Here is an 18,983-nt window from a genome sequence, read left to right as displayed (position 1 = left end):
GGTTTTATGCAAAGAGTTAGTTCTAACTTGAGTTTAAAAGAGCTGTATGAAATTGACGATCATCTTTGGTTAGAGGAAACAATCAAACTATTGAAAGCTAACCATTTAGAAAAATTAGATTTAGAAAATTTAATAGAGGAGCTAGAAAATTTGGGTCGTAGAGACAAAGCCAAGGTCGCTAGTTTATTAGAACAAATTATTAAACATCTTTTATTGCTTCAATATTGGACAGAAGAAACTCAATATAATTCTGGACATTGGAAAGCAGAAATTAGGAGTTTTAGGAATCAATTAAAACGTAACTTGACAACGAACTTATATCAATTTTTAGAAAAAGAATTAACATCAATTTATGATGATGCATTAGGATACGTAATTGATAAAACTGAAGGCAAACTAGATAACTTACCTCAATCTTGTACTTATACCTTAGAACAGCTACTATAGGACTATGATTTGATTTCTGAAAAAATCTAAGTAGTAAGTAGGGTGTGTTATGGCGTAGCCTAACGCACCTAACCTTTGGGCGGTGCGTTAGGCTACGCCATAACACACCCTACGTATATTTCAATAATCAAATATGAGTCCTATAGATATTAATTATCTACCTAAAAATGTTTGATATAAAAGGCGTTGCTAAAAAATCAGCAACGCCTAATCTTGAGTATTCAACAATTACTCACTACTCTTACTCTGCCCAAGCAATCAACCTTGGTTCATAAGGATTAGCCAGATTTTTATTCTTCGGCAATACACGCAAAGACAAGCCTTGCAAACCAGAAGCAGTATAGGTAATATTACCCGTGTAAATACTTAATTGCTGTCCATCTTCACCTTTGTAATCCATCACCACTGGCACAGCGTTGACAATATCACCATTGGCATCGATCGCACCTTGATATAACTCCACCTGCACATCATCATTCTTCAAGGTTGCTAAGTCAACCTTGGCAATGACCGCAACGGTTTGGTTAACCTCAATGTCTGAAGCTGCCGATACATCAACATCTTTGATTCTGATGTTGAACCAGTGTTCGCCCAGTTTTTCTTTCCAAGCAGCTAGTTCTTTAGCTGGGGCATAGTTATCAACAGTCAGGGTATGATAGCGATCGCTAGCCGGGAAATAAGCTCTTTGTGCATATTCTCCTACCATCCGCGCTGTATTAAAGAACGGACAATTCAACCGAATTGCATCCTTCATTTTGGCAACCCACGGACGGGGCAAACCATCAGTATCCCGATGTTCATAAAATAGGGGTACAACTTCCTTCTCTAACAATTCGTAGAGAGCATTTGCTTCTACTTCATCTTGGTAGTTAGGATCGTCGTAATTCTCTCCATGTCCAATTGCCCAGCCTGTGCGGACATAATCAGCTTCATCCCACCAGCCATCTAGTACACTCAAATTCGGCAAGCCATTCATTGCTGCTTTCATGCCACTAGTACCAGAGGCTTCCCGTGGACGACGCGGTGTGTTTAACCAAATATCGCAACCCGCAACCATCAACCGGGAGATGTGAATGTCGTAATTGGGAACAAACACTACCTGTTTTTCTAAATGTTGTTCGCGGATAAAGTGATTAATCTCGCGGATGAGTTCTTTACCGGGAATATCCTTGGGATGTGCCTTACCAGCAATCACAAATTGCACTTTCCGGTCTTTGTTAGCTAGTAAAAGCCGCTTAATCCGATCCAAATCACGCATCCAGAGGGTAGCGCGTTTGTAGGTGGCAAATCGGCGAGCAAAGCCAATGGTGAAAGCGTAAGGATCTAAAACTTCTTGTGCCTGGGAAATTTCGGAGGTGGAAGCGCCGCGATCGGTTAAATGCTTGACCAAATGCTCCCGCACATACAAAATCATATCTAAACGGCAGCGTTCGTGATTGCGCCACAATTCTTCATCGGGTATGGCGTCCATCCGATCCCACAATGGGCTATCTGGTGGTGCTGATGACCAGTTTGGCCCCAGGTAGCGATCGTACAACTCTTGAGTAGATTTCGCAACACAACTTCGAGCATGGACACCGTTAGTAATTGCTGCTATCGGCACTTCTTCCACTGGCACATTCTTCCACAAGCCCTGGAACATTTGCCGCGACACCACACCATGCAGTTGGGCGACACCGTTAGAAAATGTTGCCATCTTCAGCGCCAGCACCGCCATACTGAAAGGCCCAGATAAATCGCCTGTATTCTCGCGTCCCAGTCCTAAAAATTGCTCTTTGGGCAACCCAAATATCTCTGCATAGTACCCCAAGTAGTACAGCATTTTTTCGGGAGCAAATAAGTCAATCCCTGCTGGTACTGGCGTGTGGGTAGTAAAGATATTACTGGAAGCCACCACCTGTTTAGCTTGGGGATAATTCAGTCCTTCTTCCTGAATCAGCAAGCGGATGCGTTCTAGGGCAGAGAAGGCGGCGTGGCCTTCATTCATGTGGTAAGCTGTGACCTTCAGCCCCAAAGCTTTGAGCATTTGCACACCACCGATCCCCAGCATGATTTCCTGGTGGATACGCATATCGATATCGCCACCATACAGCTGGTCTGTGATGTCGTGATCGTAAGTGTTGTTGGGTTCAATGTTGGTGTCCATCAAATACAGGGGCACCATTCCCACCTGTACGCGCCAAACTCTGGCATACACCTTGCGTCCTGGATAATCTACCGCAATCCGCAGTTCTGAACCATCAAGATTACGCTCTAGATGCAAGGGCATATTGTAGAAATCATTGCTCAGGTAGCGTTCTTGCTGCCAGCCATCGGCATTCAGATACTGGGCAAAATAGCCTTGCTGATACAGTAAACCTACGCCCACCAGGGGTAGCCCTAAGTCACTGGCAGATTTGAGGTGATCCCCCGCCAGAACCCCCAAGCCCCCAGAATAGACGGGCAAACAATCTACAAGTCCAAATTCCGCCGAAAAATAAGCGTAACATTCTTTTGGTTTATGCTCCCGTTGTTTCTGATACCAGGTACGCTCTTGCAAATAATCGTCTAACTGACGGTCAGCTCGATCCATTTGCGCTAGGAAGCCTTCATCTTCGACAACTTCCAGAAGCCGTGATTGAGAGATAGTACCTAACATTAACACCGGGTTATGATGGCTAGACTCCCACAGGTCAGAGTCTAAGCGACGGAATAAATCTTTAGTGTCAACGTTCCAATCCCAGTGCAAGTTATATGCTAGCCGCCGTAGTGATTCGAGTCGCGGCGGTAGTGAAGGGGATACGTTAAATGTGCGAATTGGCTGCATAGGTTGGCAAAACTCCAAGTTTAGCTATGGTTATTGTTTACTCTCTTTACCAATGTTGCCAATTCTTTATACAGTAGTTTGTGAAAAAGCGATGACTTTCTTAAGCATTGAGAATTTTTTTAACCTCGTTGCTAAAGTTTACACCAAGGTGTTTCTAATTCTATGCCTTACCCTCAGCCATGTACTTGGTATATTAAAATTTAATCATTTAGTGCCATATATCACTTAAAAAAATTTAGTTTTGAATAAATAATTTATATTTATTTTAGAATTTATTCCGGGGATCAATCTTAGGTCTTGGCTGAGGGAGAAATTCCTCATAGCTGCGTCAAGGAACAGTTAAAATTTTAATTATTTCTTAATAAAATTGCCCTAGTGGCGAGGCAGTCTGAGAGGAAATACTTATCTTTATTATTCTTCGGTTAAGCTTTGTTTAAGGTCATGTAACGCTCAATAGCCCGTAGACATCGTTTAAAATCAAATCCTGTAAAAATAATACCAAGCAGTTAACTAGCAAAAGCGATGCCTGCGGCGGGCTACGCCTACGCTAACTACTTGGTATAAAACTTTAATACTAAAACAGGTAGATAACGTAGTAATGTGTTATTTTATGCACCTAGTGAAGGCTGATCTTTGGTGCTTTTTGTCATTGACAAAGCTACAGCTGCTGCATAAGCAATCTCGGCTGCCATTTGATAAGCAAGTTTGATACTAGATGAAGCGTCCTTGGCTTTAGGAGAGAGAGAAGCTTTTTTTCGGCGCGACTCTTGCTTGACATCACCCGCCGCAATAGCTCGCTGTAGAATGATCCAGGCATCTAGGTCTTCTGAGTCATAATTACTTTGAAGTTGCGATCGCAGTTGATCTTCGGCTACAACACTCAGATAGCCGGTAGTTAGAGCTTCTTGGACAATTTCTTTAATTAAAGCCATAATTTGAACCAAGTGTGTGAGTTAAAACCGATACCTCAATCTGGGCATTTGATGTTTTTTCTGAACTTCTCCTAGAAACTAAGCTACGTTTTAGCTTTCTTTCAATAAAATTTATAATAAATAGTGCCAAGCACGCATCACCCGCTTGGCTCACCCGAATGGGTGATTTACAAATTTTTAGATAGAAGCAATAGGGAAGAGGAAAATTTTTAGCTTTTTAACCAATAGGGTGTCATTAGTATAGTAGATATCATTCTGAGTTAACACAAAAATATAAACTTATTTGGACAAGCAATAGTAGAAATATAGATATAAATGGTAATTAGTCGCTTAAATAATTTTTAAAGTTACCGTTTTCAAAGAATTTTCTCTAAGTGTATAAAATTATTTCAGAGTTGCGTAGGCTTTGCCCGCCGTAAGCATTGCTTCAGTAAAAAAGTTAACTAATCTCACCATTACAATTAACAATTAACCTGAAAATCAAATTATTTCATAAGAGTGTTCCACTAAAAATAAAATGTGTTATCGTTAAAAACAATTGTTATTAAAAACCATTTATGTAATTAAAAACATGAATTGGTTAGTGTGTAAATCATCTGTGTGCAACATGATTGGAGCAGCATACTCTAGAAATTCGTTGCAAGAAAGCCGTCATAGCAGTCGGGGAAGCGCTTACTTGTTTGCACCGATGGTTAACTTCAATGTGATGGCTGATGTGGGAGATAATCCACCCTAGTTGGATTTTAGTTGGGCAAAAATACCCATAAAAATCCAACAATAATTACATTGTCATGCTAGGCAGAAATTTTATCTAATTTTTGAATATAGTCTAGTTAAATGTATTTTTTGTTACAAAATAGCTTGTGGAACTGAGTTGTTTTAAAATACTAAAACCGCTTGAGAAAAAGTAGCCTCAAGGTAAACAACTTTATCCCTATTTGCGTAACAAGCTTTGCAAATTTGCCAGATAGCTGAAACAGTAGCCTATCTAAACCAACAAATTTTCCCATCAGACAATTTAATCGTCTGGGGTTTGACTCTGTAATGCACTGAGATTGTTTTGTTAATTGATTTGGTGAAAAAGAAGCGAAATTTTTACGTACTGTAACTGGTACAAAAGTTTCTAGCGCTCCAAGGCAATTGTGCATAAGCTAAAAAACATCTAATTTGCATAATCGAATTAAATATAATTCGTGCGGGGTGGATATATTACCCGTCCAGCTTATGCACTTTAAATGTAGAACAGCTTATCAATTGAGTAATTCTCTCCCACCTAAGTTGAAGAATTGCTCACATAGTCAAAACCAGGCTCTGGTTTTTCAACATTTGGAAAACCATCTAAAAACATGGGTAAATTTTGGTAATACTGCCAAGAGAAATCATGTATCAATAAGTACGAAGCTTTTTGGTATTGGCAGAAGATTAGGATACAAACCCAACAAATTAATCCTGTCAACAACAATTAATTGAAGAGATATGTAGCCATGCATAACGAGCAATATTTTTCCAAATTGCAGCGCGTGCAAGAACTTTTAGTAACTACTGTGTTAGGGGATATTCCTACACTTATTTTGGGGCCGAAGTTGCGTAATTTGGGATATCGTAGTATTTTTGCCCACATAGGCAGCCCAGTTTACATTCAAAATAGTGTTGAATTTAACGGTACTTGCTGTATAGAGATAGGTAGTGGAGTATATATTTTCAAGGGTGTAAGGATGGATGCTAGAGGACATAAAAATAATAGAATTCATCTAGCAAATAGAGTCGCTATTGAGCGTAACGTTGATATAGGGTCTTTGGAAAATACGTGTATACATATTGATGAAGACACCTTTATTGGCCCCAACGTGGCTATTGAGGGGCCAGGAGATATCAAAATTGGAAAACACTGCTTAATAGCTGCTTACTCAGGGATATATGCCAATAATCATAATTTTACCGATCCGATGGAGCCGATTAAATACCAAGGTGTTACTCGCAAAGGAATTGTAATTGAAGATGACTGTTGGTTAGGGCATGGAGTAACAGTATTAGATGGAGTTACCATCGGTAAAGGCAGTGTTATTGGCGCGGGAGCAGTTGTTAATAGAGATATTCCTCCTTTCTCCGTTGCTGTAGGCATACCTGCACGAGTAATCAAAAACCGAATTGGCAAAGACTTAAGCATTAGTTCAAATTGAGAAATAGGGGATGGAGCATTGGGCATGGGGCATAGTAATTATTTCCTGTAACAATTAACTTGTTACACCCAAGTGGGTGAGAAACAATTCAGCCACTTGGGTGAACCAGATGTGCGAGGTTACATTTTGTAAAAAAAGAGATTCTAGTACTAGAGAATATTGATTTTACCTAACTCTAGTGAGAAGAATTCTATGAAACTTACAAAATTGGCTGCCTCTTTCGTTGCTGTTGCTTCCATTGTTCTCTCGGCGGGAATTGCTTCTGCTCAAACAGCCGGCACAAACGGCAATTACATCGGTGCTGGTATTGCGGTTGGTGCAACCAGTGGCGGACAAGGAAATGATGAATCACAAATTGGTGGTAATATTCAAGGACGTTACGCCGTTCCCAATGCGCCTGTTTCAGTGCGGGGTTCTGTGCTGTATGGTGGTGATGCTGCCGCAATTATGCCCATAGTGACTTACGATGCGCCCATTGCCAAAAACACTAACCTTTACTTCGGTGGTGGTTATTCTTTTGTAACTGACGAAGGTCAAAGAACCCCGTTGGGCAATCAGAATGCGCCTGTAGTTACCCTTGGTATTGAATCAGAAGTTAGCAACAATGTCATTGCTTATGGGGATACTAAATGGGGCATTGATGCCTACAGAAATAGTGATGCTGATGCTGTCAGCTTCCAAGCTGGATTAGGCTATCGCTTCTAGTGATTCCGAGCTAGAAAATAGCTTATTCACAACCTAAAGCAATGATATTTGCCAGCCGTAATATAACGGTTTTCGATTACATAAATTACAGACTATTCGTAGGGGCACAGCAATGCTGTGCCCTTAGCGTGTTTGTATTTAAATCAGAGCCTTAATAGTAATTCGTTCTCTTCTTTTAATCATTTTTATTGATGATTTTGATAAATAATTATATTGGCTATTATCAATAGTTTTTCTTAAAGTAAAATTACCAATTTTAAATACGTGTAAAAGATATTACTCATGGAAAAAATTAATGCCATACCAGAAATGCTGGGTGAAACAACTGATGTAGAAACTTGGCTAATTCGAGCGGGGCTAAAATTTTCAGATTTAGGTAACGATGCTGCAAGTATTGCAATCCGTAAGCAATGGCGAGAGTACCAAGCCGCAGTGCAAAGATGTTGTGCAACCCTGCACCAACCACCATCACGTATTCAACTAAGCGGCAACTATGCCAAGCTGAGAATACCTGGTGCGGCATCAACCAATTGTGCGATAAGCTGTCGAGTCGTGCCAAATCCTTAGACTGAGCAAAAGATAGAAAATCTTCAAGAATCAAGTGTCGAGTAGAGCAACTGCTAACTATTTGACTAATAATCTTGTTGCACGCCGCCTACCACTGGTTTAATTTCAGAAAATGGATCGGTGCCGCCGCCCCAGTTAAAATCACTAATTCGGATGCTGATACCGCCTAACTCCAACACCGGATTGTAACGCAAGGTGATGCCATAGGTGCGACGGCTATATTCCACTATGTAGTCGGTGCTGGTTTCTTTACCAGTATCCAAGTTAACAGATGTTTGAAAGCCTAAGCGAAAAGGGCCGTAGATTTGCTGTGATATCCCAGCACTCAACACTTGGTTATCAACGGAGCGATCAAACAAAAAGGGTGATAATCCGTTGTTTAAGCCTTGAGAATAAGTAAGATTAAAGGCTGTGTAGTCTAAAAAAGGTCGAGAAAAATGACCAATTTGACCTTGTAAGCCAATTGTACCAGTTAGGGTACTTTGGTTATCACCATTAGTGTAATAACTGGTAGTGCCTGTAAGTCCAGCGATCGCTCGCAAGTAAGGAACTACAGGGTTAGCCGTGTATCGTAATCCTCCAGTGGCAGTGGGTGGTAATGGTTTTCCCTGCCACAGCAACAACCCAGTACTGAGGGAAGCGCTGGCTTGTAAACGACCTAGTGAGATGCGATCGTTTTCCCGCACTGGTTTTAGCAAGTCTTGGCGATCGGTGTTGGCATCGATATATCGAGCGCTTCCCTGATAGGTGAGGTTGATGCCACTTTTGCCTAAAGGAATCACAGGAGAGGTAATAATGCCGCCAAGACTGCTCTGGACGGTTTGAAAGCCGAGGGTACCGTTGTAAAAGCGATCGCGGTAGCTATACTCCAGATTCAAAAGATGGGGAAGGGAAGTCCCTAATGTCTGGCGCAATCCTAACCTCGCCCGCAAATTATCTTCTAGCTTGTTCAAGTCAAAACTAGTTAATTCCCCAGTCCCGTCAATGACTGCTCGTGGACTCAAAACAGAATTTATCTTTGTCTTGACAGCAAACAGTGCGCCTAAATCTCCCGTGCCTTCTTGCACAGCTCTCTGTATTAACAACTGAGGCGTAATCGTCCAGCGTGTGTTCTCTGTATCGATGACTGGAAAGCCACGCTCAATATACAAACCACCCCGATCTTCTCCATCATAACCAGGGGAAGCTATTGCAGGTGTAACGTCCCGCTCCCGGCGGTCAATAGTCCGCTCATTCACCGGAATTGGTAAGGAGACGCCTTGATCGAATACCAAACGCTGATTCTGTGTCCTGATGCGGTCTACCAAGGGTGATTCTCGCGTCAGAGTTACTGTATTTGCCCGCAACTCTAGTTCTGGGGGCGAAAAAGGATCGTTAGTGAGGCGGACATCCCTTGCTTGCCAGCCTTGGGGATAAAAGTCAATGTGTTCAGCTTCAAACCTGAGCCGATTTACTACACCCCCTGTTTTCGAGGGCGGGAGGTTGCTAACATTTGCCGGACCACCAACGTTTACATCAATTCCTCCAGGGCTGCTCACACCGGAAAGGGGCTGATTGGCTCTAATGCGATCGCTCGGCGGACGTTTTGGAACTCCACCAGCACTTATACCCGTGGGTGAAAAAGCAAAATCTGTTTGTGCTGAGGGTACATAAATTTCTCCTCTACCATTTAGCAGTTCCCCACTATCTTGAACAAAGTTATAAGTAAAGCGTTGTCCACGCAGTACCTGATCGCCCCGTGTTAAAGTTACGTTGCCTTCCCCAGCAGCAATCAAGTTGTCTAAATTGACTTGCAGGCGATCGGCATCCACCACCGCCCCATCAAATCGCACAAGTACATTACCAACAGCTGTAATAATTCGCCGTTGCTCATCATACTCTTGCCGATCTGAAGTGACTTCTACAATTCTCGGTTTAGCTGGCGGGGTGGTAGCTGGCGCAGTTGTACCAAGTGGTTGACTTTGGGGCTGATTAGTGGTATAGCCATCTGGTGTAGGCGTTGGTACTTGAGCTTGTTGTTGGGCTTGGGACTTAAATCCTACAGTGATGGGCGATGAAAGTTGATTTGTCGGTTTACGAGACGTGAATTTTATAAAATTTTGTACTGATTGAGAACTCGGTGCAAGATCGGCAGCAGATTCAGAGATATTGTCTCTTCCTGAAGACTGTGTTGGAGTAATATCACTTTGCTGTTTTTGCGGGGTTAACTTCTGTGCGAAAATTCCCGCTTTGGATTCGACTTTGTTGCTGTATGTAGCACTTGGGACAGTTTGAAGAGGACGCAAAGACTGGACAAGTTGGGGATTTTGGGAAACTCTATAGCTAAAGCTACCATCCAAAAAGGTTTGCTTTTCCCCACTAGAGTTGAGAGTTGGCGCTCGCTCACCGAGTTTTTGAAAAGGTTCACTTTTTAAGTTTATAGAAGAAGTCTCCGCTCCAACTTTCTTTGGCAACGCAGTGGCTTCTCTTTGCTTCTCCTGTTTGCGTAACGCCGCTCTTAGCAGAAGTTCCGAGCGCTGAACGCCGATACTCGGACTTGTCTTTGTGTCTCCTTTATCTTGGTAATTAGAGGATTTAATCTCTTGCGTGGGATAACCACCGATCAGCGATCGCCCCAAAAGTGCAGCAGTTCCAGAACTGTTGATGGGCGAAATTTCTGGTGGTAAGGTTTCTGGTGAATGGGTTACAGAAGGAGTTTCGGCAACTACCAAGTCATCCTGAGTTGAGCTGATTGGAGTTGGCAATAGCGGATCGCTCTTGGTTTTACCTGCAATTGCCAACTGAGGCAAATCCTTGGGCTGCTTGGATTTGTCTGTCTTTTCGTGTATTCCAGTATCTACACCTGAAAGAAAATTTGTATGACTAGCAGATGAGGCGGGATTTACAGCTTGTAAAGATTCGAGGATAAAAGGCGGATCAGGCGGCAGAACTGGATGAAGCATATTTGAGCATAATCGGGCTAACAAACAGCCAAATGACGGAGGGAAGGATTAAATATACATTTTGCCTTCCGACTGTCGCCTTCTGCTATCGGTAGCAAGCCACTTTGAGGAGGAAACTTACTAGGCGAAATGTTTAGTAAGTTTCCGTGGGGTTTAATATCTTCCGCCTTCTAAAGTCGCGGATGATTTATCGCCCTTTTACTCTAAGTCCCGACGGCCGGGGTTACGAGCTGGATCGTTTGACAAAAATCCGAAGACGAAGATAGTGACGAAGAAGGCAACAACAATATAAACAGCGATTTTTAAAGTCAGCATAGAAATATCTCCAAGGGGTAAGACAAAGAAAGCTTTTCTTTCAGGATCTGCCATGCAGAAAAGATAGCTACTTTATATTACCCAAATCTCGTCCCTTTTGAGAGGACTCTGGGGACTTGGGACTGGCGACTTGGAAATTAGGGACTAGCAGTGCCTACCCTAAGTTTATTGATAATGGTGCAAGATGTCAGTTGTCTGATTTTTAGATGCCCTTAAGAAATAACTCAGAGACTGGTTACTCTTGTAACGTTAACTGTGACGTTAACTAACGGCAAAAGTTTCTTCAGATAACAGTTATTTTTTCAAAAAGCGCTGACGTAGACGAGATATAAAACTATTCACCTCTGGTATTTTCATTGATGAAGCGATCGCAGCAAACACTGCAATCCCCACGAAGCCTGATATACATAATTGCAGCACCAGAATCAGTAAACCTGTTTTACCTAGCAATTGTTGAGAAGCAACCAAAGTCCCATAGCTTGCTACCCCAGCTACCAAGCTACCCGCAGTCAAACCCAAAATCGGCAAACTCCATTCACGCCAAGGTAAACCATTGAGCTTGCGATCGAGGAACCATAACAGCATTAACATTGAGCTACAATTTACACCCACTGTTGCTAATACCAAACCGGGAGCGCCAAAAGGTTTAACGAAAAACCAATCTAATATGATGTTGAGCAAGATATTAAAAATACTGATGCGAAAAGGTGTCTGTCCATCGCCTAAAGCGTAGAATACCCGCACCAAAACATCACGTCCCAAATAGACAAACATCCCAATTCCGTAAGCCACTAGTAAGGATGAAACTAGCTGTGTGGCTTCTGGCTTGAAAGCACCGCGCTCATATACCACCTGCACAATAGGCACTGATAACGACACCATCAGTGCCCCTAGCGGTAGCATGGTGAAGGCAGTAAGTAGCAGCCCTTGGCGAATGCGTAATTTTAAATCTGGCCAATTTTCGGGGCCGGCAAGTTTGGCAAATATCGGTAACAGGGGCAGTAAAATGATATTAGAAATAATCCCTAACGGAGTCTGTACTAATAGATTCGCATAGTTAAATCCTGCCGCCGCACCAGGGATAGGACTGGCAAAATAAAGGTCAGTGGCAACATTAATTGGCATCATTCCAGAGGAAACTGTTGCCGGAGTCATGATTTTAATGACTTCTTGAACGCCTGGGGATTTAAAATCAAATCGCAGACGTAATGTGCCTAGTCCTAACCGCCACTGCACGATTAGCTGCACTAACCATTGGAGAACTGCTCCTGCCAAGGTTCCCCAAGCTAAAACCATTCCACCGATTAAAGCGTACTCCGGCTTAATAATGTCTTTGCCCAGTTGCATAGCCAAGATACCAAGACCGGCAACAACGGTAATACTGGATAATAAGGGACTAATGGAGAGTAACCAATATTGATTGGCTGCATTAAGAGTACCAAAGCCAATGCCAATTAGTCCGGCAAATAAAGCCATTGGTGCCATGATGCGGAGTTGTTGAATTGCGATCGCTCTGGTTGTCGCTTCTAAACCATGACCGACTAAATCAACGATCGCATCCGCAAATAAAACTTGAGCAACTGTCACCACCAACAGCGAGCCAGCTACCAGCGTTGTCACGGTTTCCACTAGGGGAGCCGCTTCTTCTCGCCGCCGCTTGGCTAAAACGCTGACAACTGCACTGTGTAATGGCCCATTGACACCACCGAGTAATATCAATAGAAAGCCAGGGATAATATAGGCATAACTATAGGCGGTGGCAGCAGCACCAACACCAAAAGCGGCAGCGATCGCTTGCTGCCGCACTAAACCGAAGATTTTACTAATTAATGTGGCTGCGGCAACAATGCCAGCAATTCCAGCGAAAGAACGAGAGGGTTTTTGGTCTTGTTGTGTCACGAATATTACCCGACAACTCTTGCAGAGTGCATATCTTAAAACATTTAACCTGAAATTCCGCAGTCTGTCAGGTGAATTTTGACAAATTAGTGATTTTAAATGCTTTCGCCTTGGTATTGGCACGATGCCTACGGCGGGCTACGCCTACGCTCAAAACGAAATTACTGCGATCGCACCCGCATTTCTCACAAGCTTGAGGGGATATTGGGCAGAGGAGCAGAGGGAAAAGAACAAGGCACATTATTGAACTCTCCCCTGCTCCCGTGCTCAAGCAAAGGCTTTGAGAGATGTGGTGAGAAATCCGGGATAAGCCCTAAAGGGATCAGATCGCTTTTCTGATTTGTCCCAACAACACTAACTTAGTCATGTTTTCTGTTGTGTGCAAGCCAAAATTATTTTTTAACCCATTATGAGGATAGATAAAGAAAGGGGAACTATAACAATAACCATCTTCTGAGAAATTGTTGAACACTGCAAAAATTTGTAGTTTATCATATTTTCGGCAACCTTTAACTCTATGAAGTTGGTATGAGGAATTATCATTAAACGACATAATCCAGAGCAATGGAACCCAATTCAAATTTCACGGAAAATCAACTTCTTTTGTCAAGCGCTCAACTTCAAGAACAACTAGACCAACAAAAGGCTCTGGCAAGTGTAATTGTCCGAATTCGGGAGTCTCTTGATTTAGAAACAATTTTTCAAACTACCGTTACACAAGTGCGTCAGTTACTAAATGCCGATCGTGTAGCAGTCTTCCAGTTTGACCAAGAGAAAAACTGGGAGGGAAAATTTGTTTCTGAGGATGTTGCACTTGACTGGGACTCAGCACTGGCAATAAAAGTTTATGACCACTGCTTTGGAGAACAATTTGCTTCGAGTTATCAACAAGGGAGAGTGCAAGCAGTAGCAGATATTTACAAGGCGGGACTGAGTGATTGCCATATGGCATTTTTGAGTAAATTTCAGGTAAAGGCCAACCTCGTTGTCCCTCTATTGCGCCAAAAGGAACTATGGGGATTGCTTTGTATTCATCAGTGCAGTGAGGCTCGTGACTGGAAAGAATCGGAAATTGAGTTTATTCGCCAAATTGCTGACCATCTTACCGTTGCGATTCAACAAGCGAAGCACCTTCATGAAGTCCAATTGCAAGCCGCAGAATTGGCTCAAGCGGCTCAACGCGACGAAGTAATTGCTCGAATTGTCGATGAAATTTGCTCACCCCTTGATATTGAAACTATATTTAAAACAACAACTCAAGAAATACGCCAACTGCTGCAAGCTGATCGAGTTGCAATTTTTAGTTTTAATGACGATTGGAGTGGTAATTTCGTCGCTGAATCATTTGCGTCAGGCTGGACTCCTTTAGTTGGTGTTGAGCCTGCGATGTCTACGACGGGCTACGCCTACGCTGATACTTATTTACAACAGACGCAAGGCGGACGTTACGCTTACAACCAGACATTTACAGCCAATGATATTTACCAAGCCGGATTAACAAACTGTCATGTAACCTTGTTAGAGCAATTTCAGGCAAAAGCCTTTGCAACTGCCCCCATTCTCCAAGGAGACAAACTTTGGGGAGTCATTGCTGCTTACCAAAATTCTTCACCCAGACAGTGGCAATCTTATGAAGTCGAATCACTAAGCAAAATCGGCACACAAATTGGTGTGGCAGTGCGACACCATAAGTTGCTCACATACGCTCAGTACCAAGCAGAGCAACAAAAGACATTAACTAGCGTGATTACTAGAATTCGGGAGTCTTTAGATTTAGATACAATCTTCCAAACTACTGTCACCGAGGCACGGAAAATGCTCCAAGCAGACAGAGTGGCAGTCTTTCGTTTTGATCCTCAAAAAGATTGGGAAGGAGAATTTATTTCCGAGGATGTTGTACCTGAATGTAACTCGGTAATAACAGAAAAAGTTTATGATTATTGCTTTGGTGAAAACTTTGCAACCCTTTACGCCCAAGGTCGAATAAATGCGATCGCTGACATTTATCAAGGAAAGTTTCCCAGTTGCTACGTCCAAATCCTAGAAAAATTTCAAGTGCGGGCAAATCTGATCGCACCTCTATTGAAAAAAGGTGAACTTTGGGGATTGCTGTGTATTCACCAATGCACCGCTCCTCGTCACTGGCAACCCTCTGAAATTGAATTTGCCAGTCAAATAGCCGAGCAATTGGGAGTCGCATTAAAACAAGATTCTTATTTAAAGCAAGTTCAAATGCAGGTTGTCCAGTTAGCAGAAGCTACTGAACGGGAGAAAGCAATGGAACGGCAAGAATTACTGGCTGCAACCATTGATAAAATCCGCCAGTCACTCGATATTAAAACTATTTTTAAAACCACTACTCACGCTGTGCGAGAGTTGCTCGAAGTCGAGCGAGTTGCAATCTACCGCTTCAACTCAGATTGGAGCGGTAAATTTGTGGCAGATTCTTTTAAAGATGGTTGGAAACCTGTCACACAAGCTCAACCAATTATTATAGAAACTTTTGAGGACACAGACGACGATAACGAACTGCCGCGTAACGAAACCTTTGTTCCAATTCGGGAAGGTGAAAAATTATGGGGATTATTAGTTGCTTATCAAAATTCCCAGCCGCGTTATTGGAAAGAGGAAGAAATTAATTTACTGGCTCAAGTAGGGGTACAATTGGGAATTGCGATTCAGCAAGCGGAATTACTCGAACAAACCAAACGCCAAACCTTAGAACTTACTCAAGCTCTGCAAGAATTAAAACAAACTCAGACTCGGTTAATTCAGGGTGAAAAAATGGCAGGATTAGGACAACTACTTGCTGGAGTCGCCCATGAAATCAACAATCCTATCAGTTTTATTTTTGGTAATCTCATCCATTTAAATGAATATAGTCAAGAACTGCTGAATGTAGTAAAACTTTACCGTGACAATTCTTCCCTTTTGCCAACTATCCAAAAGCAAATTGACAAGACTGATTTGGACTTTCTCATCGAAGATTTGCCCAAAACCCTTGAGTCAATGAAAGTAGGTACAGAGCGCATCTGTGAGATTGTCCTATCACTGCGAAACTTCTCTCGTACAGATGAGGCTGAATTGAAGGGAGTAGATATTCATGAAGGATTGGATAGTACTTTGCTAATTTTAGGGCATCGGCTCAAAAACAATAATGAACGCCCAGCAATTGAGATTGTGAAAGAATATGCTATTTTAGCTTTGCTCGAATGCTATCCCTCGCAATTAAATCAAGTGTTTATGAATCTTCTAAGTAACAGTATTGATGCATTAGAGGAAAAGTTTAAAACTATACAGCAAAAGTATTTGAATTTATCCCACAGGTGTCCAAAAATACCTTTAACTATCTGGATTAGTACGCAAGCCGTTAATAACCTGATTGTAATTAGAATAGCTGATAATGGTTTGGGGATTCCAGAAGAGGTGCGATCGCACATGTTTGATCCCTTCTTCACTACCAAAGCACCAGGTAAAGGTACGGGGTTAGGATTATCTATCAGCCATCAAATAATAGTTGAAAAACATCATGGTCAAATTAAATGCTCCTCTAAACCAGGAGAAGGAACAGAGTTTTTAATTGAAATTCCTAGTAGTAGTTAAAAGCGACTAGTTTTGGGAATTCTCAATTAATATTAAGTAGGGGAAGAAGGGTAAGTAGAGGTTTTATCTCTTCCCTGAAGACATTTCTATTTCGTCTTCATCTAATAACTGTTTACCAGAATTAACAATCCTAGCGCGAATTTGCCGTAAACGTTCTCCCAAAGGAGTTTTATTTGCAGAGTTTTTCAAGTGAAGAAATTCGACAAAATCGAAAACTTCCTCTTGTTTGTCTTGGGGAAGTGAATGCCACTTGGTTAATAACTCTTGCTCTGTACTCATTGGTATTCATCCAGTACTTTTACTAATTTTATTGCTATATTTTCCATATTTACGATAAAATACCTCTGTTTTTAGGCTCAACGCTGAGATTCTTTACTTACAACCCAGACTATCTCGCGTTGACATACCCGTAGCCGGATTTACCCCATCGGCCCTTTGACACATTAGCGACACTTGATAACGGTCAATCAAAGCGTCGGTAAAATCAGCGCCTGTAATTTCGGCATCAAAAAAACGGCTGCGGGTTAAAGTGGCTTCTGTAAAAATGGCATTTTTCAGATTAGCACCATCCATAGTGACGCGATCGACTAAAGCGCCGCTCAAGTTCGCACCTTCCAAATTCGCTTTTAACAAAACTCCTTTAGTGAGAATTGCGTTGGTTAAATTTGCTCCTTGAAAATTCGTCCCTCGCATTTCTGCTCCTACAAATGTCACACCTGCCAAATCAGCATGAGAAAAGTCACGATTTTCTAAATTTATATTGTTGTAATTAATTGTATTTATCTGAGCCAAAGCCGGTTTGGGATTAAGTATTACCCACCCAAATGCCAGTATCAAAATCAGAATCAAACCAAAAAAGCGCAATAAAATCTTTTTCATAACTTCATTATTTTTCAGCAGTCCTTTGTCATTAGCCGCTTGTCATTTACTAATGACTAATGACTAATGACTAATGACTCTTGACTATTTCCAATCTTTACCAATCCGAATTGTGAGATCAGATTCTAAATCACCAATTGCCGCTACCTCAATTTGACCCAAGCCTAAGACTTTTTGCAAATCGACTCCAACTCGTCGGTTGCCTTTTTGAACAACAATCTGAGTTTGACGTTGGGTATCTGGCCAATCAGGCACTTTGTAAATATTAGTAAAGCCTTTGTGTTTCAGATAAGCAATAACTTTTTCAGTTAGCTGAGGTTGATTGGAAGCATTTTGAATAGCAATTTTGAGGTTAGGAACCTGACGCATATCTGGTTTCAGACCAGGTACATTTACCCCAACATAATCATTCAACAGGCTCTGTTGTCCAGTCATATTTAGCCAATAGCTATCAGGGTCTTTGCTAAAACGGCTAAATGTACCAGGCAACATGGTCATTTGGAAATTATCTCGATCCAAGTTGAGGCCGAAATTTACCAACGCCATCATTTCTTCCATCTTCAAGTTGGTATCAAAGTATTTTCGCATCAAGCGAGTTAACTGAGGCAACCTGGGTAAGACGGTAGGACTATTTAAGCGTTGCAGCAATGCTGCTGTTAGTGCTTGCTGACGCTGCACTCTTGGCAAATCTCCCAAACCTGGTTCGCGGAATCGGACAAACTGTTCTGCTTGTTCGCCGTTGATGGTTTGCCAGCCACTGACTAAATTAATCGACAGCCGGCTACTGGAGTCTTTATATTCCATTGATTGCGGAACAAAGACCTCTACTCCGCCTAACTGATCGACTAACTGCCGTAATCCACTAGTAGAAATACGGATGTAACGATCGATTGGGGCATTGTTTAAGGTACGGCTAACTACCCGTGCTGCCAAGACTGGGCCGCCTTTGGCATTAGCATCAGATACCTTAGTTAAACCCTTTTCTCCCTTTTCTGGGATGGCGATCATCGTATCTTTGGGAATGGAAAGCACCCGTACAGATTTTTCACTAGGGTTGAGCCTTACTAGCAGCATGGTGTCGCTTTTCCCAGCAAAGCTTTCTGGTGAACCGTCAACAGTACCGCTAACTGGTTCAATCCCCATAATTAAAATATTCATGGGTCGTGAAAGCTTGTACTGGGAGAGTTTGCTCCATAACTCCCCTGGTAATGGGATTTTTACCTCGTCTTTAGCAGTAGTTCCTAAATCTTCATCTGTTCGATCTAGATTGCTCCACAACGGAGTCCACAGCGCTAAGGTTGATACCAGTAAACCAGATAAGATGATGCCGATGACAACCGTCATGATCCACAACAGCCATCGAGGCATGGTTAAGCCCAATCTCTCATAAAGCTGATTGGGAATTGCACCCACTGATTCGACAACGCTACGGTTAGGATTCGCTGGCGGGTTTAGTTCGACATCCTCCTCCTCTAAATCCTCTACTGGTGCAGGTGTTACTTGATTTTCTGTTCGTTGAAGTTGCTGCGATCGCACGTCAGTTTCAAATTCTGCAACTTGCTGAGATGTCAACGGATTTTCTGACCATTCGACTTGTTTTATCACAATTATCTCCCCACTCAACCACTCCCTAAAAGTATGTTAATCCAAGCTACAAATATTGCCAGTGGAAAAGCTCACTGTAAACTTGTAATGTTCTTCGGTAAGC

Annotated in this window: 15 protein-coding genes; 7 read left to right on the top strand and 8 right to left on the bottom strand. The window is 42.2% G+C overall.

The window, feature by feature from the left end; translation table 11 throughout:
* Positions 1-6 precede the first annotated feature (6 nt).
* Positions 7-447, top strand: a complete 441-nt coding sequence (locus V7K25_RS26770; RefSeq protein WP_335162241.1) for a DUF29 domain-containing protein — start codon at positions 7-9, stop codon at positions 445-447.
* Between the two features lie 241 nt (positions 448-688).
* Here V7K25_RS26770 and glgP read toward each other — a convergent pair whose 3' ends face one another.
* Both glgP and V7K25_RS26760 read right to left on the bottom strand, forming a co-directional pair.
* Positions 689-3,253 carry an alpha-glucan family phosphorylase gene (gene glgP / locus V7K25_RS26765; RefSeq protein WP_335162239.1) on the bottom strand — a complete coding sequence of 855 codons (2,565 nt, stop codon included), beginning with the start codon at positions 3,251-3,253 and terminating at the stop codon, positions 689-691.
* Between the two features lie 608 nt (positions 3,254-3,861).
* Positions 3,862-4,185 carry a hypothetical protein gene (locus tag V7K25_RS26760; protein WP_335162237.1) on the bottom strand — a complete coding sequence of 108 codons (324 nt, stop codon included), beginning with the start codon at positions 4,183-4,185 and terminating at the stop codon, positions 3,862-3,864.
* 571 nt (positions 4,186-4,756) lie between these two features.
* On the opposite strand from V7K25_RS26760, the gene V7K25_RS26755 reads away from it, so the two are divergent.
* The 4 genes from V7K25_RS26755 to V7K25_RS26740 all read left to right on the top strand — a co-directional run bounded on the left by V7K25_RS26755 (position 4,757) and on the right by V7K25_RS26740 (position 7,637).
* On the top strand, positions 4,757-4,921 hold the full coding sequence (locus V7K25_RS26755; RefSeq protein ID WP_179063512.1) for a hypothetical protein: 165 nt from the start codon (positions 4,757-4,759) through the stop codon (positions 4,919-4,921).
* Positions 4,922-5,669: 748 nt separating this feature from the next.
* Positions 5,670-6,365 (top strand): acyltransferase, encoded by a 696-nt coding sequence (locus V7K25_RS26750; protein ID WP_335162235.1) that lies wholly within the window; start codon positions 5,670-5,672, stop codon positions 6,363-6,365.
* A 192-nt stretch (positions 6,366-6,557) separates the two neighbouring features.
* Positions 6,558-7,070 (top strand): outer membrane beta-barrel protein, encoded by a 513-nt coding sequence (locus V7K25_RS26745; RefSeq protein ID WP_335162233.1) that lies wholly within the window; start codon positions 6,558-6,560, stop codon positions 7,068-7,070.
* A gap of 282 nt (positions 7,071-7,352) precedes the next feature.
* The gene (locus V7K25_RS26740) at positions 7,353-7,637 is read left to right on the top strand and encodes a hypothetical protein (protein WP_335162231.1); all 285 of its coding nucleotides are present in this window, start codon (positions 7,353-7,355) and stop codon (positions 7,635-7,637) included.
* A gap of 65 nt (positions 7,638-7,702) precedes the next feature.
* Here the strand turns inward: V7K25_RS26740 and V7K25_RS26735 are convergent, their stop codons facing one another.
* The 3 genes from V7K25_RS26735 to murJ form a co-directional block, all read right to left on the bottom strand.
* Complete coding sequence (locus tag V7K25_RS26735) at positions 7,703-10,579, bottom strand: DUF3769 domain-containing protein (protein ID WP_335162229.1); 2,877 nt, start codon at positions 10,577-10,579, stop codon at positions 7,703-7,705.
* 198 nt (positions 10,580-10,777) lie between these two features.
* Positions 10,778-10,894 carry a photosystem II reaction center protein I gene (locus V7K25_RS26730; protein WP_015114068.1) on the bottom strand — a complete coding sequence of 39 codons (117 nt, stop codon included), beginning with the start codon at positions 10,892-10,894 and terminating at the stop codon, positions 10,778-10,780.
* 294 nt (positions 10,895-11,188) lie between these two features.
* Complete coding sequence (gene murJ / locus V7K25_RS26725; protein WP_335162227.1) at positions 11,189-12,793, bottom strand: murein biosynthesis integral membrane protein MurJ; 1,605 nt, start codon at positions 12,791-12,793, stop codon at positions 11,189-11,191.
* 71 nt (positions 12,794-12,864) lie between these two features.
* Between murJ and V7K25_RS26720 the strand changes: the two genes are divergently transcribed.
* Both V7K25_RS26720 and V7K25_RS26715 read left to right on the top strand, forming a co-directional pair.
* On the top strand, positions 12,865-12,990 hold the full coding sequence (locus tag V7K25_RS26720) for a hypothetical protein (RefSeq protein WP_335162225.1): 126 nt from the start codon (positions 12,865-12,867) through the stop codon (positions 12,988-12,990).
* A gap of 367 nt (positions 12,991-13,357) precedes the next feature.
* Positions 13,358-16,396, top strand: a complete 3,039-nt coding sequence (locus V7K25_RS26715) for a GAF domain-containing sensor histidine kinase (RefSeq protein ID WP_335162223.1) — start codon at positions 13,358-13,360, stop codon at positions 16,394-16,396.
* A 63-nt stretch (positions 16,397-16,459) separates the two neighbouring features.
* Here V7K25_RS26715 and V7K25_RS26710 read toward each other — a convergent pair whose 3' ends face one another.
* From V7K25_RS26710 to V7K25_RS26700, 3 genes are all read right to left on the bottom strand, one after another.
* Positions 16,460-16,675, bottom strand: coding sequence for a hypothetical protein (locus V7K25_RS26710; RefSeq protein WP_335162221.1), 216 nt, complete (start codon positions 16,673-16,675; stop codon positions 16,460-16,462).
* 93 nt (positions 16,676-16,768) lie between these two features.
* Positions 16,769-17,275, bottom strand: coding sequence for a pentapeptide repeat-containing protein (locus V7K25_RS26705; protein WP_335162219.1), 507 nt, complete (start codon positions 17,273-17,275; stop codon positions 16,769-16,771).
* A gap of 84 nt (positions 17,276-17,359) precedes the next feature.
* Positions 17,360-18,880, bottom strand: a complete 1,521-nt coding sequence (locus tag V7K25_RS26700; protein WP_335162217.1) for an LCP family protein — start codon at positions 18,878-18,880, stop codon at positions 17,360-17,362.
* Positions 18,881-18,983: the final 103 nt, after the last annotated feature.

The organism is Nostoc sp. (assembly GCF_036919495.1).
In the GTDB taxonomy this organism is placed as follows: domain Bacteria; phylum Cyanobacteriota; class Cyanobacteriia; order Cyanobacteriales; family Nostocaceae; genus Nostoc.
Note: the sequence above shows the minus strand (reverse complement) of the source record. Positions and strands in the feature narration are given on the sequence as shown.